The following is a 23,318-nucleotide window of genomic DNA, read 5'->3' as shown; positions in this document are numbered from 1 at the left end:
ATTACCTCCTTAGTTTTGATATCGCGGGAGTTTGCGAACCGCGCTGCTAGACTAACAGCCGTTAATTATACGAGGGAGGGCTAGTTTTTTCAAGGGATACATAAAAAAAGCAGCCCCTAAAGGGGCTGCTTTGGATTTCATTTATTGTTTTTCAACATTAGCTGCTTGTGGACCGCGGTCGCCTTCAACAATTTCGAAAGAAACGGTTTGGCCTTCTTCTAGAGACTTGAAACCTTCTTCCTGAATAGCAGAGAAGTGTACGAATACGTCGTTTCCACCTTCTACTTGGATGAAGCCGTAACCTTTTTCCGCGTTAAACCATTTTACTGTACCGTTTTGCATGATATGAATCCTCCTAAAAACTTCTTACACGTAATACGTGATAAATTACAAATGATGATAAGAACATAAAAAATCCATAGAAACTCGGAACAATAAACTCCGGAGTACTTCTATGGGAACTACCTTGCATTTATGTTTCCGATCACCTTATTTGCTTAACTACAATATAACGTATCGAAAAAGTGACGTCAACAATCTGAATATGATTTTTTGTCAGGGTAGTGGTTAAAGATTAATGATGTTTGTTTAGACAGCTTCCCCGACGCTTGAATGTGCGGGAGCTTTGGAAGTTCTTTTTTTATTCTCGCCCGGTAAAATAGAGGCTGTAAGTTTCAAAATCAGTCAGTTATTAGAAAGAATCGTTTAAACTTTTTGAAATGATGTAAAAAAAAGGTAAGATAGGTTATAAAGGGAGTGAAACTATGAAGACAGATATCGAAATTGCTCTTCAAGCGCAGATGAATCCTATTTCCTCAATTGCAGAACTGATGGGGCTGGCAGAAGAGGATTGGGAACCTTTTGGACATTATAAAGCCAAATTATCCGACCAGCTGCTAAACAAACTGGCTGATCGACCAAATGGAAAGATTATTCTTACCACGTCTATTAATCCTACTCCTGCCGGTGAAGGCAAATCTACTGTAACGGTAGGGCTGGGGCAGGCCTTAAACCAGTTGAATAAAAAAGCGGTTATTGCATTAAGAGAGCCTTCACTTGGACCAACGATGGGACTCAAAGGCGGTGCTTGCGGAGGCGGGTATTCCCAGGTTGTTCCTATGGAAGAGATTAACCTTCATTTTACTGGGGATATCCACGCGATCACGACTGCTAATAATGCGTTATCCGCTTTTATAGATAACCATATTCATCAAGGGAATCAGCTGAACATTGATCCGAGAAGAATTACATGGAAGCGGGCTTTAGATATAAATGATCGCTCTTTACGCCAAGTGGTTGTTGGTTTAGGTGGTGCTGTTAGAGGAGTTCCCAGGGAAGACGAGTTTACGATCACTGTGGCTTCTGAAATTATGGCCGTGCTTTGTCTGGCTGCCGATTTACAAGACTTAAAAAAGAGGCTTTCCAGGATTATTATTGGCTATACATATCAACAAGAGCCGGTTACTGTTAATCAGCTGGGTTTTCAGGGTGCTTTAACATTATTACTGAAAGACGCCATGAAGCCCAATCTTGTCCAAACATTGGAAAACACACCTGCCATTATTCATGGGGGGCCTTTTGCAAATATTGCTCACGGGTGTAACAGTGTAATGGCTACAAAAATTGCTGCGAAGTTAGGTGACTATGTGGTGACGGAATCTGGGTTTGGGGCTGATTTAGGCGCAGAGAAGTTCTTAGACATCAAAACTCGGGCAGGAGGTTTTGAGCCTGATGCTGTGGTCATTGTAGCTACCATTAGAGCATTGAAAATGCATGGCGGTTTGAATAAAAAAGATTTGAAGCAGGAGAACCTGGGGGCCCTCGAAAAAGGGATGGAGAATCTTGAAAAACATTTGGAAACGATTCGTCAATTCAATCTTCCCTTTATTGTAGCCGTTAACCAGTTCTCTTCTGACACTCAGGCAGAACTTGACTACTTACGGAAATGGTGTGAGGAACAGGGGGCACCTGTATCGGTGATTGATGTGTTTACGAAAGGAGGGGAAGGAGGTATTGATCTAGCTGAGAAAGTGGTAAAGGTCTGTGAAAGTAAATCTTCACCTCTTACTTATACCTATGATTTATCCGACAGCATAGAGGAAAAGATCCAGAAGATTGCTGGTAAAGTGTATGGAGCAGTAGGAGTTCAATTTTCCACTCAAGCGAAAAAGCAATTACATCAAATAAAACAATTAGGGTATGGACAATTGCCCATCTGTATGGCAAAAACCCAGTATTCTCTATCGGACGATCCTTCTCAGCTTGGCCGACCGAGAAACTTCCATATTACAGTGCGTGAATTCAGACTTTCTGTAGGAGCTGGTTTCATTGTTGCTCTGACCGGTGAAGTAATGACGATGCCAGGTCTGCCTAAAAAGCCGGCGGCTCTTCAAATGGATGTTACCGAGGATGGAACGATTAAAGGTTTATTTTAATAGAGTGTCAGCCCCTTGCTTTTTCTAGTCAGGGGGATGTTTTTTTTGCTACAATGATTTTAATTACATAAGAGGACAAGGAGGAAGAGGATTGGCTATTCAAATCGGTGTGACCGGCTGGGGAGATCATGCTTCCCTATACTCACATCAAACAAAAGGAAACGAAAAATTATCTGAATATGCTTCTCACTTTCCTGTGGTAGAAGTAGATACCGCATTTTACGCAATACAGCCGCAGTCCCATTACGAAAAGTGGATCAAACAAACCCCAGAATCATTTAGATTTGTTATAAAAGCTTTTAGTCATCTGACAGGACACGATAGACAGGAACGTACGAAACAAGAAGCAAAAGAATTGATGAAGCAGTACGAAGAATCCATACAGCCTGCCTGGGAAAAAGGTAAAATCAATGCTCTTTTATTCCAATTTCCACCGTGGTTTGATGTGAAAAAGCAAAATATACAAAAATTGCGCTTTATTAGAGAGTGGCTGTCCGATTATCCTCTTGCTCTTGAATTTAGAAACCAAAGTTGGTTCCAGCCCCAATATAAAGACCAGACCTTATCATTTATGAAAGATCAACAGTGGATTCATACCATTTGTGATGAGCCTCAAGCTGGAGAAGGTTCTGTGCCCCGCGTTTTAGAGCCCACCCACCCGACTAAATCACTTGTCCGCTTTCACGGACGTAATATTCACGGATGGAATAAGAACGGCAGAGAGGATTGGAGAAAAGTTCGTTTCCTTTATAGATATAATGAGGAAGAACTGAGGGAATGGGCTGAAAGAATCCATGAACTAAAAAAACAAACCCCGGAGATTACATTACTTTTCAATAACAATTCCGGCGGTGATGCTGCGGATAACGCTAAACAAATGCAGGACATTTTAGGGGTCACTTACGACGATTTGAATCCTAGACAAATGGACCTGTTTCAATTTTAGGAGGATTTATGGAGAAAGACCATCGACTCAAAAGAATTGAAACGTATGTAAAAAAACAGTTCGAGCATGATACGACAGGGCACGGTTTTGACCATATGAAGCGTGTGGCGCTTTGGTCCCGTAAGCTCGCTGTTGAAGAGGAAGTCGACCCAGTGCTTGCAGAAGCAGCAGGCTGGCTTCATGATATAGGAGATGAGAAATTATTTACAAATCCTGATAAGGCTTTAGAAGAGAGGAATCGATTACTACTCGAATTGAATTTCACTCTTATCCAAAAAAATGAGATTAATAAAGCTATAGAGACCGTTTCCTTTCGAAAGGGAAAAAAGCCCTCATCCTATTTAGGCGCTGTTGTCCAGGACGCAGATCGTTTAGATGCCATCGGTGCTATCGGTATTGCTCGTGCATTCACCTATGGAGGGGCGAAGGGGCAGAGTATCGATAATGAGGAAGGGGATACTTCCTCTTCTATCCAGCATTTTCACGATAAATTATTAAAGCTTTCTGGGATGATGAATACAGAAAGTGGACGACTGGAAGCTGATCGCAGGCATCGTTTTATGGAAAAATACTTACTAGAATTTAGTAGAGAAAAGCAGCTAGACTAGAATATTCACCTAGAGGAGGAAGCATAGTGGTTAATAATGAACAAGCGTATTTAGATTTATGCCGGCACGTCCTGGATGAAGGACATGAAAAAGGAGATCGAACAGGAACAGGAACCTTTTCCGTATTTGGACACCAGCTCAGGTTTAACCTTGAGGACGGTTTTCCGCTTTTAACAACTAAAAAAATCCCCTTCCGGTTAGTGGCAAGTGAATTGCTGTGGTTTATTAAAGGTGATACGAACATTCGTTACCTTCTTCAGCATAATAACAACATATGGAATGAGTGGGCTTTTCAGGCTTGGGTGGAAAGCGACGATTACCATGGACCTGATATGACCGATTTTGGAAGAAGAAGCTTGAAAGATGAAGCATTTAAAGGTCAATATAATGAGCAAATGGAACATTTTAAAGAAAAGATTCTCACAGATGACTCTTTTGCTGATCGATTCGGTGACTTGGGTAACGTTTATGGAAAGCAGTGGCGTGCATGGAAAACTTCTCAGGGCCAGACGATCGACCAGTTAAAAAACGTTATTGAAGGGATTAAGAGAAATCCGGATTCCAGGCGGCATATAGTAACAGCCTGGAATCCGGAGGATGTACCATCGAATATGGCTTTGCCGCCCTGTCATGCACTATTTCAATTTTATGTAGCTGATGGGAAACTTTCTTGTCAGTTATATCAAAGAAGTGCGGATATATTCCTAGGCGTTCCATTTAATATTGCTAGTTATGCGCTGCTCACCCATTTAATCGCCCGTGAATGTGACCTGGAACCTGGAGAGTTTGTTCTTACACTGGGAGATGCCCATATTTACAGCAACCATATAGAACAAGTGCACAAGCAGTTAAACCGAACACCTAAAGCACTACCAAAAATCTCATTAAATCCTGAAAAAGATCGTGTATTTGATTTCGAGATGGAGGACATTTCTATAGAAGGGTATGACCCGTATCCTGGAATCAAAGCTCCCATAGCTGTATAAAATCAAACGAGGTGAAGGTAATGATATCATTTATTTTTGCAATGGATAAAAATCGCTTGATCGGAAAGGATAATGATCTTCCGTGGCATATTCCTAACGACTTTAAATTTTTTAAGGACAAGACCTGGGGAAAGACGATTATCATGGGAAGAAAAACATTTGAATCATTTGGTAAACCTCTTCCAGAGCGGAAGCATATCGTTATAACGAGTAACGAGAATTATTCGCATAATGGGTGTGAAGTTATTCATTCGATTGAGGAAATAATAAAGCTTGAAGAGGAAAATCCTGAGAAAGAGTGGTTTGTTATCGGAGGGAGTGTTCTTTTTGAAAAGATGTATCCTTACGCTGACCGGATGTATTTAACCTATATTGATGCAGAGTTCGAAGGCGATACGTATTTCCCGCCCTTCAATATTGAGGATTGGAAACTTCTTGATGAATACAAAGGGAAAAAAGATGAGAAAAACCCCTACGATTATTATTTCAGAACCTATGATCGGAAGAAAACATGAGCGACGAGTTAAATGGTTGCGGCGTAATCCTTGCCGGAGGAGGTTCCACGAGGATGGGTAAAGATAAAGCCTGGCTGGAGCTGGGTGGGCAGCCCATAGTGGTCCGTATAATAAATGAACTGCAAAAGACTGTACCAACTGTAGTGATGAATCAGAATGATGAAACAGATTTACCCATTCCCTCCATCCGGGATATTTATCAGGACGCCGGGCCGCTTGGCGGTCTTCACACAGTAATGAATGCTAGAGGGGAAGAATGGTTTTTCTTATCAGCATGCGATACTCCGTTCATTCATGAGAGCGTCTATAACTACTTATACTCTTTCGCAGACCAAACGATTGATGCTGTGGTTCCGGAATATGAGGGTCGTCTTCAGCCGCTATCTGGTATTTACCGTAAGTCCTGTCTTCCCATTATTGAAACATTACTTCATAATGGAGAGCGCAAGGTAAGTCTTTTGCTTGAGCAGGTCCATTCGGTTTATGTAAATGATTTTCAGCCTCTTCCGAGTGAAGTTGTAAATCGTCATTTTTTAAATATGAATACCCCGGAAGATTACCGGAAAGCTCAGGAGATTTGCAAAATTTTATGAAACCAAGACATTTGGACAAGATCATGATATGATAGGAAAAGAACCGTTAAATGACGATTTGATGTGTAGTTTTTCTTTCTATATAACGATGGATCATCCAGGTTTACTCTTAAAAGGCGGTGAAAGATATGCTTTCAAGTATTGGAATCCCAGGCTTGATATTAATTTTAACCATTGCACTTGTTATTTTTGGACCTAAGAAACTTCCGGAGATTGGCAAAGCAGCGGGAGAAACGCTAAAGGAGTTTAAGAATTCCGCTCGTGACTTGACAGATGATGGAAAAGATAAGCCGTCCGACCAAAAAAACAACTGATACTTAAGTTATTACACTACGAAAGAACATAAGAATTGGAGGGATGAACCATGTTATCGAGCATTGGTGTACCAGGACTCATCCTGATATTAATTATTGCACTGGTTGTGTTTGGACCTTCAAAGCTGCCGGAAATCGGCAAAGCTTTTGGCAGTTCTCTGAAAGAGTTTAAAAAAGCGACTGGGGACATTATGTCCGATGGAGACAGCAGTAATAAATCCGAAAACAAAAATAAAGACGAATAAATGAATAAAGAAGGTGTAAGGGCCTGATCCTTACATCTTCTTTTTGTCAGGCTGCGTCTTAAAGCCTGGAGGTGGACGATTTGGCAGCTAATAAAATTAGTCAAGATATAGAAATGAATGTAACGGATCACTTAACCGAATTAAGAAAGCGGATTATTTGGACGCTTGTATTTTTTATAGCGTTCTTTGCGGCTGGACTGTATTATGTCAGGCCAATCCAGGGATTTTTCGTGAATGACCTTCCTTTTGAACTTCATATGACAAGCCCTGGAGAAATCATATGGATTGTTTTTACGATTGCTAGTCTTATTGCAATTGTAGGAACGCTGCCTATTTTAACTTTACAAATCTGGTTGTTCGTTAAACCGGCGCTGACCCCTAAGGAAACGCGGGTGTCTCTGTCTTATATTCCGGCTATTTTCCTATTGTTCATAGGTGGTTTAGCTTTTGGTTATCTGGTTTTTATTCAGTTCATATTACCGTTCCTTTTATCGTTAAACGATGGGATGTTCAATGAAATCTTCACGGTGGAAAGATATTTCCGGTTTTTATTCCGTGTAACGATTCCATTTGCAGTTCTCTTTGAAATTCCTATTCTGACCATGTTTCTAACGAGTCTTGGAATTGTGAACCCGGTATTGTTAGTGAAAATCAGGAAATACGCCTATTTTGTTCTAGTGATTATTGGTACCATTATTTCGCCGCCTGACTTTATTCTTCAGCTGGTCGTGGCTGTGCCACTAATTGTGTTGTATGAAGTCAGTATTATATTATCTCGTATCGTTTATCGAAATAAATTAAAAAACCATCAGGAATATATGGAAAAAGAAGAAGAATAGCAAAGTAAGAATCCTCTGAAAAACTTAACGAGGATTCTTTTTTATAGGTATCATTTTGCAGTTATGGTGTGTCCATGATAAAACTAAGGTACAAAAATTCAGGAGGAAAAATTAATGAGATCCTTTTATCACTATATGATGCGCTACCGAGGAAACCGAACAGAGAATGACGAGAAAAAGCTGGCAGATTGGATGTTTCAGGATCACAGCTTTCCTAAGCAAGCCAAGACGTACGATGAGATCAGCCGGTACTTAGAGTGGAATATCCCTTTTCCTAGTGCTCTATCGGTGTTTGATCGCTTATATGACACCTATTTGATTGAGGAAGACAATTAAAAGGAGAAATGATTGCGAGGAAGGAGTACAGCTTACATGAAAATATTGCATACGGCGGACTGGCATTTAGGTAAAATCGTAAACTACGTCCATATGACTGACGATCAAGCGTTTATTTTGGATAGATTTATAGAGATTGTGGAGGAAGAACAACCGGATGTGATTATTATTGCCGGTGATCTTTATGATCGTTCGATTCCCCCTAAGCAAGCCGTTGATTTACTGAATCAAGTGCTTACCAAATTAATCAATGACTTTCAAATCCCTGTGCTCGCGATCTCGGGCAATCATGACAGTCCCGACCGACTGGAGTTTGGATCTCAAATGTTTCGGAGGCAAGGATTGTTTCTGGATACAAAGTTAAGAAGATCTCGTGAGCCGATCACTCTTTATGATTCGCATGGACCTGTCCATTTTCATCTTATTCCATATGTAGAACCTGCAGAAGTAGCTGCTGTATTTGAAGATGAAGAGATTAAGAGCCACCAGGAGGCTGCCTCCAGATTAATAGAGGATATCCAACAAAGGTATAACATGGCGGAAAGGCACGTATGGGTCGGTCATGCTTTCTTAGCAGGCGGAATGGAGAGTGAATCCGAGGAACGGTTATCCATGATTGGCGGAAGTCCCTACATAGACGCACATCTCTTTAAAGATTTTTCCTATGTAGCTTTAGGTCATCTTCATCAGCCTCAAAGAGTGGCCTATGATCATATTCGATACAGCGGCTCCATTCTTAAATACTCATTTTCAGAGGTGCGTCACCAAAAATCAGTGACCATTATAGATTTGCAGGAGGAAAACGACCTTACTTTTGAAAAGAAGCCTCTTTATCCCCTTCGCGATTTTGAAATAGTGGAAGGGTATTTTGAAGATTTACTCTCTGGTGAAGCAGCGGCGAGTCCTCATAATTATCTTCATATTAAACTATTGGATGATGGTCAGCTCATTGATCCCATGGGGAAACTTAGAAAAGTATATCCGAATATTCTACACTTGGAGAGACGAAGATCATCCGTGAATACGCAGATCGATGAATTAAATAAGGTTAAAGAGCGTCAGCGACTTTCTCATGAAGAACTGTTCCGCTCATTTTATGAAGATATTAAAGGGGACACGATTTCTGAACATAGAAAGAACTTAATCAGTCAGGCAATTGATGCCTTAAAAGAAGAAGAAAGGGGGCAGTAACCTTTGAGAGCCATTACATTAACCATCCAGGCTTTCGGTCCCTATCGTGATAAACAAAGAATAGATTTCTCCTCCCTTGGAGAAGAAGCCATCTTCTTAATTACAGGCCCTACAGGGGCTGGGAAAACGACGATATTTGATGCGATGTGTTTCGCCTTATATGGGCGTGCAAGCGGAAGTGATCGTGATCAAGACTCTATGCGCAGTCATTTTGCGCAAGAAGGAGAGTCTACCTATGTTGAATTTCTTTTTGAACTAAGAGGTAAGTTGTATCGTATTGTCCGCATGCCTAAGCAAATGAGGAGAAAAGAACGCGGCGAGGGCTGGAAAGAAGAACCGGCTAGAGCAGAACTTTATATTACACATTTGGACAATGAAAAATTGATGGCTACTAAAGTAAAAGAAGTAAATGATTACATTGAAGAAGTGATGGGGCTTGACTATGATCAATTTCGAAAAATGATCATGATCCCTCAAGGTGAATTTAGAAAGTTGATTTCAGAGAATAGTAAAGAGCGGGAAGATATACTGCAAAAAATATTTAAAACACAATTCTATTCTGAATTAACCGATTACTTAAAAGACCAGTCCAAAACACTAGAAAAAGAAATTGAGCAATTTCAATGGAAAATTGAACAGGAAGTTGGCAAAATCCATTGGGGAACGGAAGCGGAAGTTACTTTGGAGCAGGAAGAACCGCGAAAAATCATTGACTTATTAAGCAAGCGAATGGAGCATCAGAATAATCTGATTAAACAGGAACAAAATCAATTAGAGCTTTTGTCTTCATCTGCGGATAAGTTACAGACCCAGTTCCATGAAGCCAGACAGCTGCATGAACAATTTACTGAACAGCAAAAACTCTTAGAAGAGAAAAAGGTGCTGCAATCACAGGAAAGTTCTATGAGTTCTATTCAAGAAGAGCTCAAATGGGCCAGGCAGGCAGATGAAGTAAAAGGGTTTGAACAACAATGGAAAGATCGAGAAGAGGAAAGAAAGAAAGCTGAAATAGACCAGGAAGCAAAGGCCCAGCATAGAATACGTACTGAAGCTGAATTTTCTAACATAGAAAAGGAGCATAAAGAACTTGAAGAAAAGGAAGAAAAACGACAGAATTTAAAGAAAGAATGGGAGCAAAAAGAGGAAGAAAGAAAGAAATTAACTCATTTCCTTAAAATCGAAAGCCAGTTATCTGAAATGACTCAAAAACTTACCAGAAGCAAGGAGCAAGTCACTTCTTTAGAGCAAGAGCTAAAGCACCTAAAGTCAGAAAGGCATCAATTAAAAGAAATAAGTAAAGATGAGCGTAAAGTTACCAGTCAAATGTATGAAGTTAAGAATGAAGTTGTACATTTGACGAAGCAGTTGAAGGATTTAAAACGTTTAGCAAAAGAGTGGGATGTATTAAAAGAGATGAGAGCATCCTATCAGCAGTTTATGAAAGATTTCAGGCAGATGGAAAAAGAGCAGAGAAATGCTAAAAGCTATTATGAAGCAGCGCTCGAAGAGATTCGTGAGCACCATGCGTATACGCTGTCTCTACAATTGGAAAATGGGGCCCCCTGTCCGGTTTGTGGAAACTCCCATCATCCTGCGCCGGCTGTTCAGCCTGCCCAAGTTGTCAGTCAGAGCCGCCTTGAACAGTTAAAGCAAGAGGCAGATGAAAAACAAAAATCTTTTCAGCAGATGCAGGACGAAGCGGTCCAAGTCAAGTCCAAAGGAGAAACGCAGCGGCAACTGACGGATACTCTTTTTGAGGAGTATAAAAAAGTGGTAGGTGTTATGGATGAACCCTCGATTCAAAGCGCGGTAAAGCAAAGTGAGCAAAGCTTAAATACCAAAAGGAAGTTATCGGAAGAGCTGGCCAGACAAGCTGAAGAGATGGAGCAGTCTGTGAAAAAGCTTGAAAATATAGAAAAGCGTGAGGAAGAGCTGAATAGGAAAATTGAAAAGGCTCAGCAGGAGTGGCATACGAGCTATCAAGAACAAACTCGATTACAGACGCAAAAAGAGTCTTTCCAGGAAAACTACTCTTTTGAAACTACCAATCCACAAAAATTAAAACAACTCACAGAACAAGCAGAAGCTTCCTATAAAGAAGAGCTGAAGAAGTGGGAAAATGTTCAAAAACGCTATTCTAAGCTGCGCGATCAGCTGCAGCAGGCTAAAGTGGCTGAAGAGGAAGGGAATAAATATGTGAAGCAGGCACAAGAAGCAGAAGAAATTCGAAAAGAGAAGTTTAATCAAACGCTCGTTCAATTTCAGTTTTCCAGTGTCGAAAGTTATCAAAACTCTCTTCTATCTAAGGAATCTATTGAAGAAAAGCAAGAAAAGATTGATCAGTATAAGCAGCAGAAAGCAATTATTCAGGAACGTCTTCATAGTTTGAATGAAAAGCTGGCTGATCAGCAAAAACCGGATTTAGATGCTCTTCAAACTGAATGGGAAGAAGAAAAACAAAAGCTGACTAAACAGCAGCAGACAGTGAATGAACTGGAAATGGCTTTGTCGCAAAATAAACAGGTTTATACCACTATGGAAACTTTGTTATCAGAACAGGGGGATTTAGCTCAAGCCTACTATGACATTGCAGAACTTGCTCAGCTATCCAGAGGGGATAATCATCTTCGTTTGTCACTTGAACGATATGTTTTAGCTGCTTTTCTTGATGAAATAATCGTTCAGGCTAATATAAGACTTGATCAGATGACAGACCATCGTTATCAGCTCGTACGCAGCGATGCTCTAGCTAAGCGGGGAGCTCAAAGCGGTTTGGATCTCGAAGTTATTGATCATCATACGGGCCAAAAACGTTCCGTGCGGACCTTATCCGGAGGGGAAGGGTTTAAAGCTTCACTTAGTCTGGCTCTTGGCATGGCCGACGTTGTCCAGTCCCACGCGGGAGGAGTACAGCTTGACACGTTATTTATTGATGAAGGGTTCGGTACTTTAGATGAGGTATCGCTGGAGCAGGCCATTGATTGTTTAAGAGGTCTACAGGATGGCAATCGAATGTTAGGTATTATTTCTCATGTGCCGCAGTTGAAGGAAGAAATTCCGGCTAAATTGCAAATCCAAACAGGACCTGCTGGCTCCTCGGTCGAATTTGTCTTTCAATAGGAGATTGAAGAGAGGGGAAGAGGAGATGGCCACACCTTTATCTATGGAATGGGTTTTGATTACGAATGGGAAAGAACAAAGATTAAACGATGAGGATAATTTGTTTGAGATCGTGTTTGAGGGGTATCGAATATTTCCTTTAAATGAAAAGCTTGAAATTAAACGCACGTTAAAATCTGAACAGCTAGGGGCGGGAATAATCGAGGAATTAACCTTTAAAAATCATTTTACTTATTGTAAATACCGTCTCGTTTCACTACATTCCGTCAATTAGTGATCAAATATGCAGGGGCAGATGTCACATTATGCGCTTACCCGGGAAATAGTAGATCGATGATAAAGGAAATAATTTCATTTTTCTCCCTTTGCACCATTATATTCTGATAGAAAGAGAGGTTATTTCCATGAAAGTCCTGGATAATGATTGGGGAAATCTTCTGGAAGAAGAATTTCATAAACCCTACTATTTAGATCTTCGGGAAAAATTAAAAAAAGAATATGGAAGGTATGATGTGTATCCTGATATGTATGAAATTTTTTCGGCTATGCAATACACATCTTATGAAAACGTAAAAGTCGTCATTTTAGGGCAGGATCCTTACCATGGACCTGAACAGGCTCATGGGTTCAGTTTTTCTGTTAAGCCAGGAGTAACCATTCCTCCTTCCCTGAAAAATATTTATAAAGAATTAAGAGAAGATCTTGGAATTGAACCACCCTCTCATGGCCATTTAGTCTCCTGGGCTAAAGAAGGCGTACTCTTACTTAACAATGTATTAACGGTAAGAGCACACCAGGCATATTCTCATCAGGGGATGGGCTGGGAAAAGTTCACGGACGAAGTGATCCGTATGTTAAATCAGCGGGAGAAACCTATTGTTTTCATACTTTGGGGTAAACATGCTCAAAAGAAAGGGAAATCCATCGATCGCTCTAAACATAAAGTATTGACAGCCCCACACCCCAGCCCGTTAGCTGCCCATCGAGGTTTCTTTGGCAGCCGCCCGTTTTCGCAAGCGAACCAGTACTTGGAGGAGATTGGCGAGGAGCCCATTAACTGGGCACTTCCTGCAAACCCCGAAGATTCGTAAGCCCATACCAAGTTACGGAAACGGGCATATGCTACAGTATCTTAAGTTACGGAGGGGTTATGAATGTTTCCGACAGGTCAACCGCCTTTCCCTCCTATGGGTATGTTTCCCGGACCCCAGCCCTACATGGCACCACAGGGTATGATGAGATCAATGGCACCCTTATTAAATCAAGGAGTTAGAAGTGCTGGAGGCTTTCCTGGTTTTGGTGCAGCAGGATTCGGTGCACCAGGATTCGGGGGCGCTGGTTTAGGGACACAAGCTTTAGGAGCGGCTGGCAATGCAGCTAAAGCAGGCGGAGCAGGATGGTTAGGGCATATGCAGACAGCATTAAAAGCCATGCAAAGTGCCGCGCCTATGGTTCAGCAATATGGACCGATGGTAAAGAATATTCCTGCCATGATTAATATGATGAAAATTATGAATGAACCGGATGAAGAAGACGGAGAAGAGGCTGAAGAAAGTCTCGGGTCTGAATCCATAACAAGCGCGAAGTCTGAATCGTCCAGTCAATCCAAAAGCACCGGTTCTTCTTCTAAAAGAAGGCGTCAAGGCACATCACAGCCCAAGCTTTACATCTAGGCTGTGCGTGTGGCTTGATTTTTTTTCTTATATTAGCAAGAATAAGGACATGCTTACATGTAACAACCTACGCATTGGAGGTTTTATTAATGAATAATGAATTGAAAATAGCTACATTTGCAGGTGGATGTTTCTGGTGTATGGTTGAGCCATTTGATGAAAGACCAGGAATTGACTCTATTGTTTCCGGATATACTGGAGGTCACACGGAAAACCCTACTTATATGGATGTTATCACCGAGCAGACGGGTCACAAGGAAGCGGTGCAAATCACGTATGATCCCTCGGTATTCCCATACGAAAGACTGGTCGAACTATTCTGGCAGCAAATTGATCCAACGGACGATGGCGGTCAATTTGCTGACCGCGGAGAGTCATATACTACCGCGATTTACTATTACGATGAAGAGCAGCGTCAAATCGCTGAAGCAAGCAAACAGCAGCTTATAGAATCTGGTAAATTCAAGCAGCCGATTGTCACGCCAATTCTTCCTGCTGAGACATTCTATCCAGCAGAAGATAAGCACCAGAATTACCATAAGAAAAATGCTTTTCACTATAAACGATATAAAAAAGGGTCCGGACGTGCAGGTTTTATTAAAGAACACTGGGGATATAAAAAGGATCAGGAAGATTTGAAGAATCGCCTGAGTGATATCCAGTACAAAGTTACCCAGGAAGATGCTACGGAAAGACCTTTTCAAAATGCTTATCATGATCATGAAGAAGAAGGTATTTATGTAGATGTTGTATCAAAGAAACCTTTGTTCAGTTCCAAAGATAAATATGACGCAGGATGCGGCTGGCCGAGTTTCACGAAACCTATCGAAACCCAGGAAGTAAAAGAAAAAATGGATACTTCTCATGGAATGAGACGAACGGAGGTGCGAAGTGAATACGCTGACTCCCATCTTGGACATGTGTTTGATGACGGACCGAAAGAACAGGGGGGAATGCGCTACTGCATTAACTCAGCTGCATTAGAATTTGTTCCTAAACGTGACATGGAAGAAAAGGGATATGGATATTTAACTCATTTATTTGAATAGAGAGCGAGAATAACTGTTCCTTTAAACACGTATAGGGTCTTATCCTCCTTCCCTCTGGTTTTGCAGGAAAATGCTATAATAAAATAAGAGGGGAGGGATTCTTTTTGGGACGAAAGAAAGCTTTAACGAAGCAGGACGTATTAGATGTAACTGGAGAAGTATTGCAAGCAGAGGGCTTACATGGTGTGCATTTTAAAAAGATAGCTGATTTACTTGAAGTTGGACGAAGTACACTCTATGAATATTTCAAGAATAAAGATGAGCTTCTGCTGGCCTATATGAAAAACATGATGAAGGAAATGAATGATAAAGTTGATCGAATTCCTTCCGATGATCCCCCTAATCACAAATTGTTCCAATTGCTGCAAATTATTTTAGAACACGCTCAAATCTATCAAATTGACAAAATGATTCAGGATCTGCAGTCAAGCGATAAAAATGCAGCGATCTATTACAAAAATGAATTGGATGTAGATTTAATGAAAACCTATGATTTGATGATGAATTGGATCTCCGATGCAAAAGAAACGGGGATATGGAATGAAAATACAGATTCAGGTTTGATCGGTGACTTGATTTTTCACTCTATTCTATTCCCTAACCGAAAGAGATTGGGAGTAGATGAATTAGCTTCTCAACTTTTTGGGATGATTGAACATGGGATTGCCCATAAGCCTGGTCAATAAAAAGCCGCTCCCTGTACTGGAAGCGGCTTTTTCCTGAATTAACTGAAAAAGGGATTGCGCCATTCTGTTAGTAATCCGTAATGGCAGGACTCTTCATCCTTAATATAATCAGCCATCGGTTTGATGGGAGAACGACCAGACTTTAATAAAAATGTTATTACCGGGTCCTTAATCTCTGCCCGGATGACAAGATTCACATATTCTTCAGGGGTAAGTTCCTGATGGTATTTATGGTAGAGCGGCATCCTTGCGCCACCGACGAGACGTTCAAGGTTCAAATGAACGACGTTCTCATACATGGCTTGAGTGAGCTGTCGTCCAAGTCCCAAAGAACGGTATTTGGGGTCCACACACAGATCAACTACATAAAGAGTATTTCCTTCTGGATTATGCGTACTCATGGTGCCTTCACCTGTCATCGAATCCCACGAATGATCGATGGTTTCATTAGTCATATCCGTTATCATTGTGGTCATGGAACCTGCTACCACCCCATCTACCTCTATACAAATACATCCCTGTGGGAAGATTTCTAAATGATTAGCCAGTTGTTCTTTATTCCACCATAGCTCTGGTGGAAAAGGGGGAGGAAACGCTTTTTTTTGAATTTGAATTAGATCTTCGAAGTCATTCTCGTAATAATTACGCAGGTGCAGATGATTAAAACGGGAACGAGCACGGTCGTAACCGTAAATCCATTTATCCATTTTAGGGAGACTCCTTTCCATACTTATTCGATATGTATAGGATTTTGAGAACAGCTTGTGAGGTACAATTAGAGAAGTGAGGAGGTTCCAAATATTTCTATCCAAAAGTTTATTCTTACCTATGCGTTAGCGCTAACTGCCGGGATCATATTCTGGCTGCTAAAGCTTCCTCTTCCCTGGATTCTCGGTCCAGTAGCCGGGCTGGTCATGCTGAAATACTGGTTCAAATATGAAACAACCAGTCACGTATCGATAAGAAACGCAGCATTTGCACTGCTTGGCATTCAGATAGGCCTCACTTTTACAACACAAACGTTTACCTTAGTCGTTCCTTATTTTATTCCTTATACACTACTTTCACTTGTGCTTATTTCTCTCAGCCTGTTTTTAGCCTATCTCATCTCAAGAAAAACAGCAATCGATATCTCAACCAGTTTAATTGGGAGTGCACCTGGAGGGCTTTCTGCCATGATGGCAGTCAGTGAATCTTTAAAAGCAAATACGGTCCTCGTTACTATTTTTCATACGATACGTTTGGTTTGTGTATTATTTATTATTCCCTTTGCAGCTACCCATTGGTTTTATCAATCTTCTTCTTCCATAATGAACTCCAACACGCAGGAAGAATCGTTATGGACTATAATCATCTATGGCGGGGTATATTTTATCGCACATTTACTCAAAGCTCGGATTCCGGCAGCTTTAGTTATTGTTCCTATGCTCATCATAGGGCTGCTTCAATCTATTGGTACTCCCCTTTATGAATTGCCGAATTTATTTTTTATTGCTGCTCAAATCATGATAGGTGTCCATCTTGGCCATTCAGTTTCTATAAGAGATCTATTACAAGCAGGGAAATACTGCCTGCTGTATTTTGGGTTGGCTATTATGATTATAGCATTTGGAATCGCTCTTGGATTTTTGCTTTCCTGGTGGACAGGTATGGATTTGGTAACCGCTGTGCTAAGTCTTGCTCCAGGAGGGTTGGTAGAAATGGCTCTTACTGCTCAGGCGGCAGGTGGACAGCCGGCCATTGTAAGCTCATTGCAAATGATACGTCTACTTACCATTGTGATCATCCTGCCTATTTTCTACCAAAAGTTCTTACCCAAAAGCATATAGGTCTTCTCTTTGACTATATCTCGAATTAAAGATAAACTGATAATCGACGATAAGCTAGGTGAAGAATCATGCAAAGGAGAAGCGATCTACTATGAAAATGAAGCATATATTCGAGCAAGGAAAGCCTGGAAATAAACGTGTACTGCTGTTGCTGCATGGCACGGGCGGGACGGAGAAGGATTTACTTCCCGTCGCTTCCATGATTGATCCTGACGCTTCCGTTTTATCCGTCAGGGGAAACGTCTTAGAGAATGGGATGCCCCGTTTCTTTAAACGTCTGCGTGAAGGAGTTTTTGATGAAGAAGACTTGATCAACAGAACGAGAGAGTTAAACGAATTTCTTACTGAAGCTGCAGAGGCGTACGATTTCGATCGCAATAAAGTAGTGGCTATTGGTTATTCGAACGGAGCCAATATAGCTGGAAGTTTGTTATTTCATTATGAAAAAAGCCTGGAAGGTGCATTCTTGTTTCATCCAATGGTTCCAAGGAGAAGTATACAGCTCCCTGTTCAGAAAGCCTTGCCAGTATTTATTGGAGCTGGCGAAAACGATCCTATTTGTCCAGCTCAAGAAACCGTTGATTTAAAACAGATGCTGGAGGAAGCGGGGGCACAGGTGACAGATCACTGGGAAAGGTCTGGACATCAGCTGACCGAATCAGAAGTGAAGGCAGGCAGGAGCTGGTATGAAACACACCTAATCTAATTGAAAACGTGTTTATAATGATTGAGTCCTCTTTCCGTTTCAAGGTATGATAGGGATACAGAAGAATAAGGAGGATGAAAAGTATGATTCATAAGACTTGGGAAAACAATCCGACAATTAAGCAGATTGAATGCGTCCATAATGATGCAGCCAAATTCGTGGTAGAAAATGTTTTAACGCCTGGTAAGAGGTATGATGTTAAAAATGAAAGTGAAGAATTTTATTTTGTTATTGATAATTCAGGTCGTATGGGCGGCTTTTACAAAGAATACTTTAAAGAAGTATAAATTCTTCCGGCAGTGCTTACGCGCTGCCGGTTTTTAATGTTTAGTGAGCAAGAAATGGGGAAGTTATGGATATAGAATATTAGGTATAAAGGAGCAATGAATATGGTAATTGATAACATCAGGATTTACCAGCCATCATCCCAATACGATGAAGACACCCGATATGCTGTAGACGTAGAAGAAGATAAAATTACGGCCATTTATGAAAGCCCTTATGAAGGAGATAAAAGTGTCATAGACGGAGAAGGGAAGGTACTGGCACCTTCCTTTAATGACAGCCATATGCACCTGTTGAGATTTGGTCTCTTAAAAAAAGAATTGGATTTAACAGAGGTAACCAGCTGGCAAGAAATGAAAAACCTTGTGGAAAACCATTATGATGAGATGGAAGAATATGATTGGATTTTTGGAAAAGGTTTTAATGATGCTCAATTCGATGACATTGATTATTTACTTACAGCAAAGGACTTAAGTGAAATACAGGTAAACTCCTATATATATTTCATGCATCAGGATGGACATGAATGTGTGATCAGTGAGCAGGCTATGGACTTACTTAGAAACGATAAAGGGTTTGAGAAAGAACCGGAAGAATTTAAGGAAAAAGATGAGCAAGGGAACTGGACTGGTCGTTTTAAAGATACCGCCGTCCATTACATTAAGCATCACTTTTGGGGGCGTTCTGTAGAGGATGCCAAAGAAGCCATAACGGCTGCAGTACCTTACTTAAGTGAAGTGGGGGTTACTTCCGTCCACAGTGACGACATTAATTTTATTGGTTCATATGAGAAACTATGGCAGGCTTATACTGAATTAGAACAGGAAGGTAAGCTCCCGATCGATGCACAACTCCACCATTATATTTTCAATATAGATGATCTTCATCATTATTTAGATAGAAGCACTATGCGAACCGGAGATGGAACGGAGCAAGTAAAAGTCGGTGCTGTAAAAATCTTTCTTGACGGCACGCAGCGTTTGTTCACAGCAGCGATGAGAAATCCTTACCCTGAAGCGCCAGAGACTCAAGGAACGTTAATTTATTCCCAGTCGGAGTTAAACGACATGGTGAGAACAGCTTCCGAAAACAACATGCAGGTAGCCATGCACGCCATTGGTGACAGGGCAGTAGAACAAGCCATCGAAGCCCTGGAGCAGGATGGAGTGGATACAAGCAATCGCAGACACCGAATCATTCATGCTCAGACACTTGCTCCTGATCTGCTTCGTCGATTAACAGATTTAAAACCTTATATTGAAACCCAGCCGTCTTTCTTGTTAGGAGAATGGGATAAAAAAGAAAAGTGGACGCCTGAAGAACTTGTTCCTTATTGCGATGCTTTTCAAAGTTTATATAAATCCCAAATTCCAATTACACTCAGCTCTGATCTTCCGATTGGTGCTATTAATCCGCTCGTGTCCATTTACACGGCTGTGAATCGGATGGACCTGGAGGGTCAGCCGCCTGGCGGGTGGATGCCGCAGGAAAAACTTTCGGTGGACGCTTCGTTCTCGGGTTTCTACAATACACCTGCAGAACTTGAATACAGAGAAAGAGAAAAGGGCAGAATAGAAGCTGATTACCAGGCTGACTTTATCCTATTAGACCGGCACCCCCAAGAGGTTGCTGTAGAAGAACTTAATACTATAGAAGTTGTAGAAACCTGGCATAGAGGGAAAAGAGTGTATAAAAAGTGACATTTTCTCCTGAGCTTCCTTGTCAACACTCCTCCCATCAGCGATAATAAGGGTAAGGTTAATTTAAGGGGAGGATGGAGAAAATGGACAAATTGATTTTAGTACGCCATAGTGAAACAGAAGGGCAGCACGAGGATTCCCCTCTGACGAAATCAGGGGTCCGCCAGGCTCAGGTGTTAGCTAATTTTCTTGATCAATCCGGTTATGAAATTAATCATATTATTTCCAGCCCTTTTTTACGAGCGATCGAAACAATTAAGCCTTTTGCCTTAAGTAAAGGATTGTCCATAAAAACGGATGAGCGTCTAGAGGAGCGAATCCTAAGCCATGAACCCTTGGATGACTGGGAAGAAGTCCTGCATGATACGTTCAAAGATCCTGAGTTGAAATTTTCAGGCGGCGAGTCATCACAGGAAGCAAAAAAGAGAATCCTCTCCCTTGTCGATGAGCTTGAACAAGAGGATTGTGGGAATGTACTTCTTGTAACACACGGCAACCTTCTTGCATTGCTGCTGCAAAAGTATAACCGGGAAATCGGTTTTTATGAATGGAAACGTTTATCAAACCCTGATATGTTTTTAGTGCAAAAGCAGGGGGGAGAATACATGGTAGAGCGAATTTGGCAGGAGAATTACTAGCTCCCGGGAAATTTGCTTAATTTGGTCGAATTTTAGCGGAAGTAATTGCTAAATTATACTATAGTCGTTATCATAGACTTTAGTGTTTATCGAAACTAGTTAACGTGAATAGTTACTTAAACACATTTAACAACTAGAAGGAGGAGAATATCTATGGCATTTGTTATTACATCCCCTTGTAAAGATGAAAAAGCCGGGGAATGCGTGGATGTGTGTCCTGTAGATTGTATAGAAGAAGGTAAAGATATGTTTTACATTGATCCTGACATTTGCATCGACTGTGGCGCCTGTGAAGCTGTATGTCCGGTTGAAGCTATTTATATAGAGGATGAAGTACCTGAAGAAGAAAACAAATACATCGAGTTAAACCGTAAGTTCTTTGAAGAACAATAATATCCATACTTAAAACCGTCTCTATTTATAGAGGCGGTTTTTTATAGTTCACGGGTTTGCGATCGTCCGGTGTATGAATAAAATTGAATTAAAAAGGGTAAATACCTTGAGAAGCTTTTAATAGGAGGGAACACTATGACTAAACTAAAAAATAAAGTAGCAATCATTACAGGGGCAAGCAGTGGAATAGGAAAAGCTATTGCCCATCATCTTGCTGACACAGGTGCCAACGTGGTGCTTGCAGCACGGCGATCCGAGAGATTACAGGAATTAGCGAATGAAATTACAGAATCTTATAATGTAGAAGCTAAAGTGGTGGAAACTGACGTCACCAAAAAAGAAGATGTAGAGCAGCTTGTAAAAGAAACGAAGGATCAATTCGGTAGCGTCGATATCCTGGTTAATAATGCCGGCGTCATGCTTTTATCCTTCTTAAAAAATGACCACGTAGATGAGTGGGAGCAAATGGTTGATGTGAACATTAAAGGGGTATTGTTCGGCATTCATGCATCTCTTCCTGTTATGCTGGAACAGGATGCTGGACACATAATTAATGTGTCTTCTGTGGCCGGCCACGAAGTATTTCCTTCAAGTACGGTTTACAGTGCAACGAAATATGCAGTCCGTGCTCTTTCCATGGGGATGGAAAAAGAATTGTCACGTTCAGGCGTAAGAGTGACTAACATTTCTCCGGGAGCGGTAGATACAGAATTGACCGATCATATAACGGACGGTGAAGTACTGGACATGTTCAAAGATAGCAGCATGGACCCACTGGAAGCGAATGACATTGCACGCGCTGTTGCTTATGCGGCAACTCAGCCTTCTAATGTCAATGTGAATGAGGTTATTGTACGGCCAATGCACAAAAAATAATAGGAAATAAAAAACTTGACCGCAGGAAATCCTGCGGTCAAGATTATTAAATGGTTCGAAAACTCTCATAACTATTGGTTGCTTCTTTCTCAGTAATATCTAAAGCTTCAACTTTGGCAAATGGGGTAGGACCTTCATTTATTTTATCTATGAATTGTTTCAACTGGCGGCCTTCGCCTTCAGCATCAATTTCCACCGTTCCATCTGACTTGTTTTTAGCCCAGCCTGTTATATCAAGCTGGTCTGCAATTTGCTTGGCAGAGGCACGAAAGCCTACTCCCTGTACTCTGCCATGAACAATTAAATGATTTCTTTCCATTTAGAAGCACCTCCTGCATTTGGTATATTGAAGTTTTCCCCAATCTTTCCTACATAAAAACTAAAAGGGGCGAAAGATATGAAAAAGATCGAACTAACGGATATAGAAGGTTTCCGGATAGGTCAGGCTAAAGACCCTCATGCGAATACAGGGTGCACCGTTATTATTTGTGAGAGAGGGGCAAAAGGGGGCGTAGACGTTCGCGGGGGTTCACCTGGAACTAGAGAAACAGACCTGCTCCGTTCTGAAAACCTGGTGGAGGAAGTACACGCTGTGTTTCTTTCAGGAGGAAGTGCTTACGGGCTGGATGTGGGAGCGGGCGTTATGAAGTTTCTTGAGGAGCGTGGGATTGGCTTTGATGTGCAGGTCGCCCGAGTGCCGATCGTCCCTGGTGCGATTTTGTTTGATCTTCATACAGGTAACGCAGGGGTTCGACCGGACCGGGAGATGGGTTATCAGGCCAGTACAAACGCTTTTGCCCCTATTCCTTTTAAGGATGGTGCAGAAGGTGCGGGCGCAGGCGCAACGGTAGGGAAAGTTCTGGGACCAGATCATGCGATGAAAGGCGGAATAGGCAGTTATGCGGTTCAGGCGGGAAATTTAAAAATTGGAGCTGTCGTAGCTGTGAACAGCTTTGGTGACGTCATTGATCCGGAAACAGGACAAATTGTTGCGGGCGTTCAGAAGGAAGGGCGCTTCTTAGGAACGGAGAATGTGCTGATTCAATCCTTAGAAAAGACAGACACAAACCGATTTAGTGGAAATACAACGATAGGATCTGTTATAACTAATGCTAAATTGACCAAACCACAAGCTAATAAAATAGCTGCCCTTGCTCATGATGGACTTGCAAGAACCATACGTCCCTCTCATACATTTGTAGATGGAGACACTTTATTTACATTAACTACAAATGAAGTAGAGGTGGATCTAAATGGTCTTTCAAGTTTAGCTGCTCATGTGGTAGAGCAAGCTGTACTTCGTGCCATTCAAGGTGCTCAAGCTATTAATGATAGTTGAATTTGAGTTAATGTAG

At 41.3% G+C, this 23,318-nt stretch carries 28 protein-coding genes; 25 read left to right on the top strand and 3 right to left on the bottom strand.

Translation table 11 applies throughout. The features are described 5' to 3' along the window. Positions 1-141: 141 nt before the first annotated feature. Positions 142-342, bottom strand: coding sequence for a cold-shock protein (locus tag WAM07_RS12600; protein ID WP_014643463.1), 201 nt, complete (start codon positions 340-342; stop codon positions 142-144). A 422-nt stretch (positions 343-764) separates the two neighbouring features. Here WAM07_RS12600 and WAM07_RS12595 point away from each other — a divergent pair, with 422 nt between their 5' ends. The 17 genes from WAM07_RS12595 (at position 765) to WAM07_RS12515 (ending at position 15,536) form a co-directional block, all read left to right on the top strand. Further along, complete coding sequence (locus tag WAM07_RS12595) at positions 765-2,435, top strand: formate--tetrahydrofolate ligase (RefSeq protein WP_422167338.1); 1,671 nt, start codon at positions 765-767, stop codon at positions 2,433-2,435. A 91-nt stretch (positions 2,436-2,526) separates the two neighbouring features. After that, positions 2,527-3,381 (top strand): DUF72 domain-containing protein, encoded by an 855-nt coding sequence (locus WAM07_RS12590; RefSeq protein ID WP_422167336.1) that lies wholly within the window; start codon positions 2,527-2,529, stop codon positions 3,379-3,381. A gap of 8 nt (positions 3,382-3,389) precedes the next feature. Beyond that, on the top strand, positions 3,390-3,989 hold the full coding sequence (locus tag WAM07_RS12585; RefSeq protein ID WP_422167334.1) for an HD domain-containing protein: 600 nt from the start codon (positions 3,390-3,392) through the stop codon (positions 3,987-3,989). Positions 3,990-4,015: 26 nt separating this feature from the next. After that, positions 4,016-4,975 (top strand): thymidylate synthase, encoded by a 960-nt coding sequence (locus WAM07_RS12580; protein WP_422167332.1) that lies wholly within the window; start codon positions 4,016-4,018, stop codon positions 4,973-4,975. Positions 4,976-4,995: 20 nt separating this feature from the next. Next, complete coding sequence (locus WAM07_RS12575; protein WP_422167330.1) at positions 4,996-5,490, top strand: dihydrofolate reductase; 495 nt, start codon at positions 4,996-4,998, stop codon at positions 5,488-5,490. Further along, positions 5,487-6,083 carry a molybdenum cofactor guanylyltransferase gene (mobA, locus tag WAM07_RS12570; protein ID WP_422167329.1) on the top strand — a complete coding sequence of 199 codons (597 nt, stop codon included), beginning with the start codon at positions 5,487-5,489 and terminating at the stop codon, positions 6,081-6,083. Before WAM07_RS12575 ends, mobA begins: the two co-directional genes overlap by 4 nt. A gap of 128 nt (positions 6,084-6,211) precedes the next feature. Next, complete coding sequence (locus WAM07_RS12565; protein WP_422167327.1) at positions 6,212-6,397, top strand: twin-arginine translocase TatA/TatE family subunit; 186 nt, start codon at positions 6,212-6,214, stop codon at positions 6,395-6,397. A gap of 50 nt (positions 6,398-6,447) precedes the next feature. Continuing rightward, the gene (gene tatA, locus WAM07_RS12560) at positions 6,448-6,642 is read left to right on the top strand and encodes a twin-arginine translocase TatA/TatE family subunit (protein ID WP_014643454.1); all 195 of its coding nucleotides are present in this window, start codon (positions 6,448-6,450) and stop codon (positions 6,640-6,642) included. A gap of 80 nt (positions 6,643-6,722) precedes the next feature. Then, complete coding sequence (tatC, locus tag WAM07_RS12555) at positions 6,723-7,481, top strand: twin-arginine translocase subunit TatC (RefSeq protein ID WP_422167325.1); 759 nt, start codon at positions 6,723-6,725, stop codon at positions 7,479-7,481. 114 nt (positions 7,482-7,595) lie between these two features. Beyond that, positions 7,596-7,817, top strand: a complete 222-nt coding sequence (locus WAM07_RS12550) for a YozE family protein (RefSeq protein WP_014643452.1) — start codon at positions 7,596-7,598, stop codon at positions 7,815-7,817. A 36-nt stretch (positions 7,818-7,853) separates the two neighbouring features. After that, positions 7,854-9,008, top strand: a complete 1,155-nt coding sequence (locus tag WAM07_RS12545; protein ID WP_422167322.1) for an exonuclease SbcCD subunit D — start codon at positions 7,854-7,856, stop codon at positions 9,006-9,008. Between the two features lie 3 nt (positions 9,009-9,011). Continuing rightward, positions 9,012-12,128, top strand: coding sequence for an AAA family ATPase (locus WAM07_RS12540; protein ID WP_422167320.1), 3,117 nt, complete (start codon positions 9,012-9,014; stop codon positions 12,126-12,128). Between the two features lie 25 nt (positions 12,129-12,153). Further along, entirely contained in the window at positions 12,154-12,402 is a 249-nt protein-coding gene (locus tag WAM07_RS12535) for a DUF2584 domain-containing protein (protein ID WP_422167319.1), read from the top strand. 130 nt (positions 12,403-12,532) lie between these two features. Next, positions 12,533-13,219 (top strand): uracil-DNA glycosylase, encoded by a 687-nt coding sequence (locus WAM07_RS12530; RefSeq protein WP_422167317.1) that lies wholly within the window; start codon positions 12,533-12,535, stop codon positions 13,217-13,219. Positions 13,220-13,282: 63 nt separating this feature from the next. Beyond that, on the top strand, positions 13,283-13,801 hold the full coding sequence (vrrA, locus tag WAM07_RS12525; RefSeq protein WP_422167315.1) for a VrrA/YqfQ family protein: 519 nt from the start codon (positions 13,283-13,285) through the stop codon (positions 13,799-13,801). Positions 13,802-13,890: 89 nt separating this feature from the next. Then, on the top strand, positions 13,891-14,850 hold the full coding sequence (gene msrB, locus WAM07_RS12520; protein WP_422167313.1) for a peptide-methionine (R)-S-oxide reductase MsrB: 960 nt from the start codon (positions 13,891-13,893) through the stop codon (positions 14,848-14,850). Between the two features lie 104 nt (positions 14,851-14,954). Further along, the gene (locus WAM07_RS12515; RefSeq protein WP_422167311.1) at positions 14,955-15,536 is read left to right on the top strand and encodes a TetR/AcrR family transcriptional regulator; all 582 of its coding nucleotides are present in this window, start codon (positions 14,955-14,957) and stop codon (positions 15,534-15,536) included. Positions 15,537-15,574: 38 nt separating this feature from the next. On the opposite strand, the gene WAM07_RS12510 is transcribed toward WAM07_RS12515, so the two are convergent. After that, entirely contained in the window at positions 15,575-16,243 is a 669-nt protein-coding gene (locus tag WAM07_RS12510; RefSeq protein ID WP_422167309.1) for a GNAT family N-acetyltransferase, read from the bottom strand. Positions 16,244-16,336: 93 nt separating this feature from the next. On the opposite strand from WAM07_RS12510, the gene WAM07_RS12505 reads away from it, so the two are divergent. From WAM07_RS12505 to WAM07_RS12475, 7 genes are all read left to right on the top strand, one after another. Continuing rightward, on the top strand, positions 16,337-17,365 hold the full coding sequence (locus WAM07_RS12505) for an AbrB family transcriptional regulator (protein ID WP_422167354.1): 1,029 nt from the start codon (positions 16,337-16,339) through the stop codon (positions 17,363-17,365). Between the two features lie 97 nt (positions 17,366-17,462). After that, the gene (locus WAM07_RS12500; protein ID WP_422167353.1) at positions 17,463-18,071 is read left to right on the top strand and encodes an alpha/beta hydrolase; all 609 of its coding nucleotides are present in this window, start codon (positions 17,463-17,465) and stop codon (positions 18,069-18,071) included. A gap of 83 nt (positions 18,072-18,154) precedes the next feature. Further along, positions 18,155-18,358 (top strand): DUF6501 family protein, encoded by a 204-nt coding sequence (locus tag WAM07_RS12495; protein WP_041601333.1) that lies wholly within the window; start codon positions 18,155-18,157, stop codon positions 18,356-18,358. Between the two features lie 102 nt (positions 18,359-18,460). Further along, positions 18,461-20,056 (top strand): amidohydrolase, encoded by a 1,596-nt coding sequence (locus WAM07_RS12490; protein WP_422167307.1) that lies wholly within the window; start codon positions 18,461-18,463, stop codon positions 20,054-20,056. An 83-nt stretch (positions 20,057-20,139) separates the two neighbouring features. Beyond that, positions 20,140-20,694: a histidine phosphatase family protein gene (locus WAM07_RS12485; protein ID WP_422167305.1), complete on the top strand. Its 555-nt coding sequence runs from the start codon at positions 20,140-20,142 to the stop codon at positions 20,692-20,694. A 153-nt stretch (positions 20,695-20,847) separates the two neighbouring features. After that, the gene (locus tag WAM07_RS12480; RefSeq protein ID WP_014643438.1) at positions 20,848-21,087 is read left to right on the top strand and encodes an indolepyruvate ferredoxin oxidoreductase subunit alpha; all 240 of its coding nucleotides are present in this window, start codon (positions 20,848-20,850) and stop codon (positions 21,085-21,087) included. 135 nt (positions 21,088-21,222) lie between these two features. Next, the gene (locus WAM07_RS12475; RefSeq protein WP_422167302.1) at positions 21,223-21,963 is read left to right on the top strand and encodes an SDR family oxidoreductase; all 741 of its coding nucleotides are present in this window, start codon (positions 21,223-21,225) and stop codon (positions 21,961-21,963) included. Between the two features lie 46 nt (positions 21,964-22,009). Here the strand turns inward: WAM07_RS12475 and WAM07_RS12470 are convergent, their stop codons facing one another. Beyond that, positions 22,010-22,282, bottom strand: a complete 273-nt coding sequence (locus WAM07_RS12470; RefSeq protein ID WP_422167300.1) for an acylphosphatase — start codon at positions 22,280-22,282, stop codon at positions 22,010-22,012. Positions 22,283-22,360: 78 nt separating this feature from the next. Between WAM07_RS12470 and WAM07_RS12465 the strand changes: the two genes are divergently transcribed. Continuing rightward, positions 22,361-23,302 carry a P1 family peptidase gene (locus WAM07_RS12465; RefSeq protein ID WP_422167298.1) on the top strand — a complete coding sequence of 314 codons (942 nt, stop codon included), beginning with the start codon at positions 22,361-22,363 and terminating at the stop codon, positions 23,300-23,302. The last annotated feature ends 16 nt before the right edge of the window (positions 23,303-23,318 follow it).

The sequence above is a fragment of the Halobacillus sp. genome, assembly GCF_049282395.1.
Classification (GTDB): Bacteria; Bacillota; Bacilli; order Bacillales; family Halobacillaceae; genus Halobacillus.
Note: the sequence above shows the minus strand (reverse complement) of the source record. Positions and strands in the feature narration are given on the sequence as shown.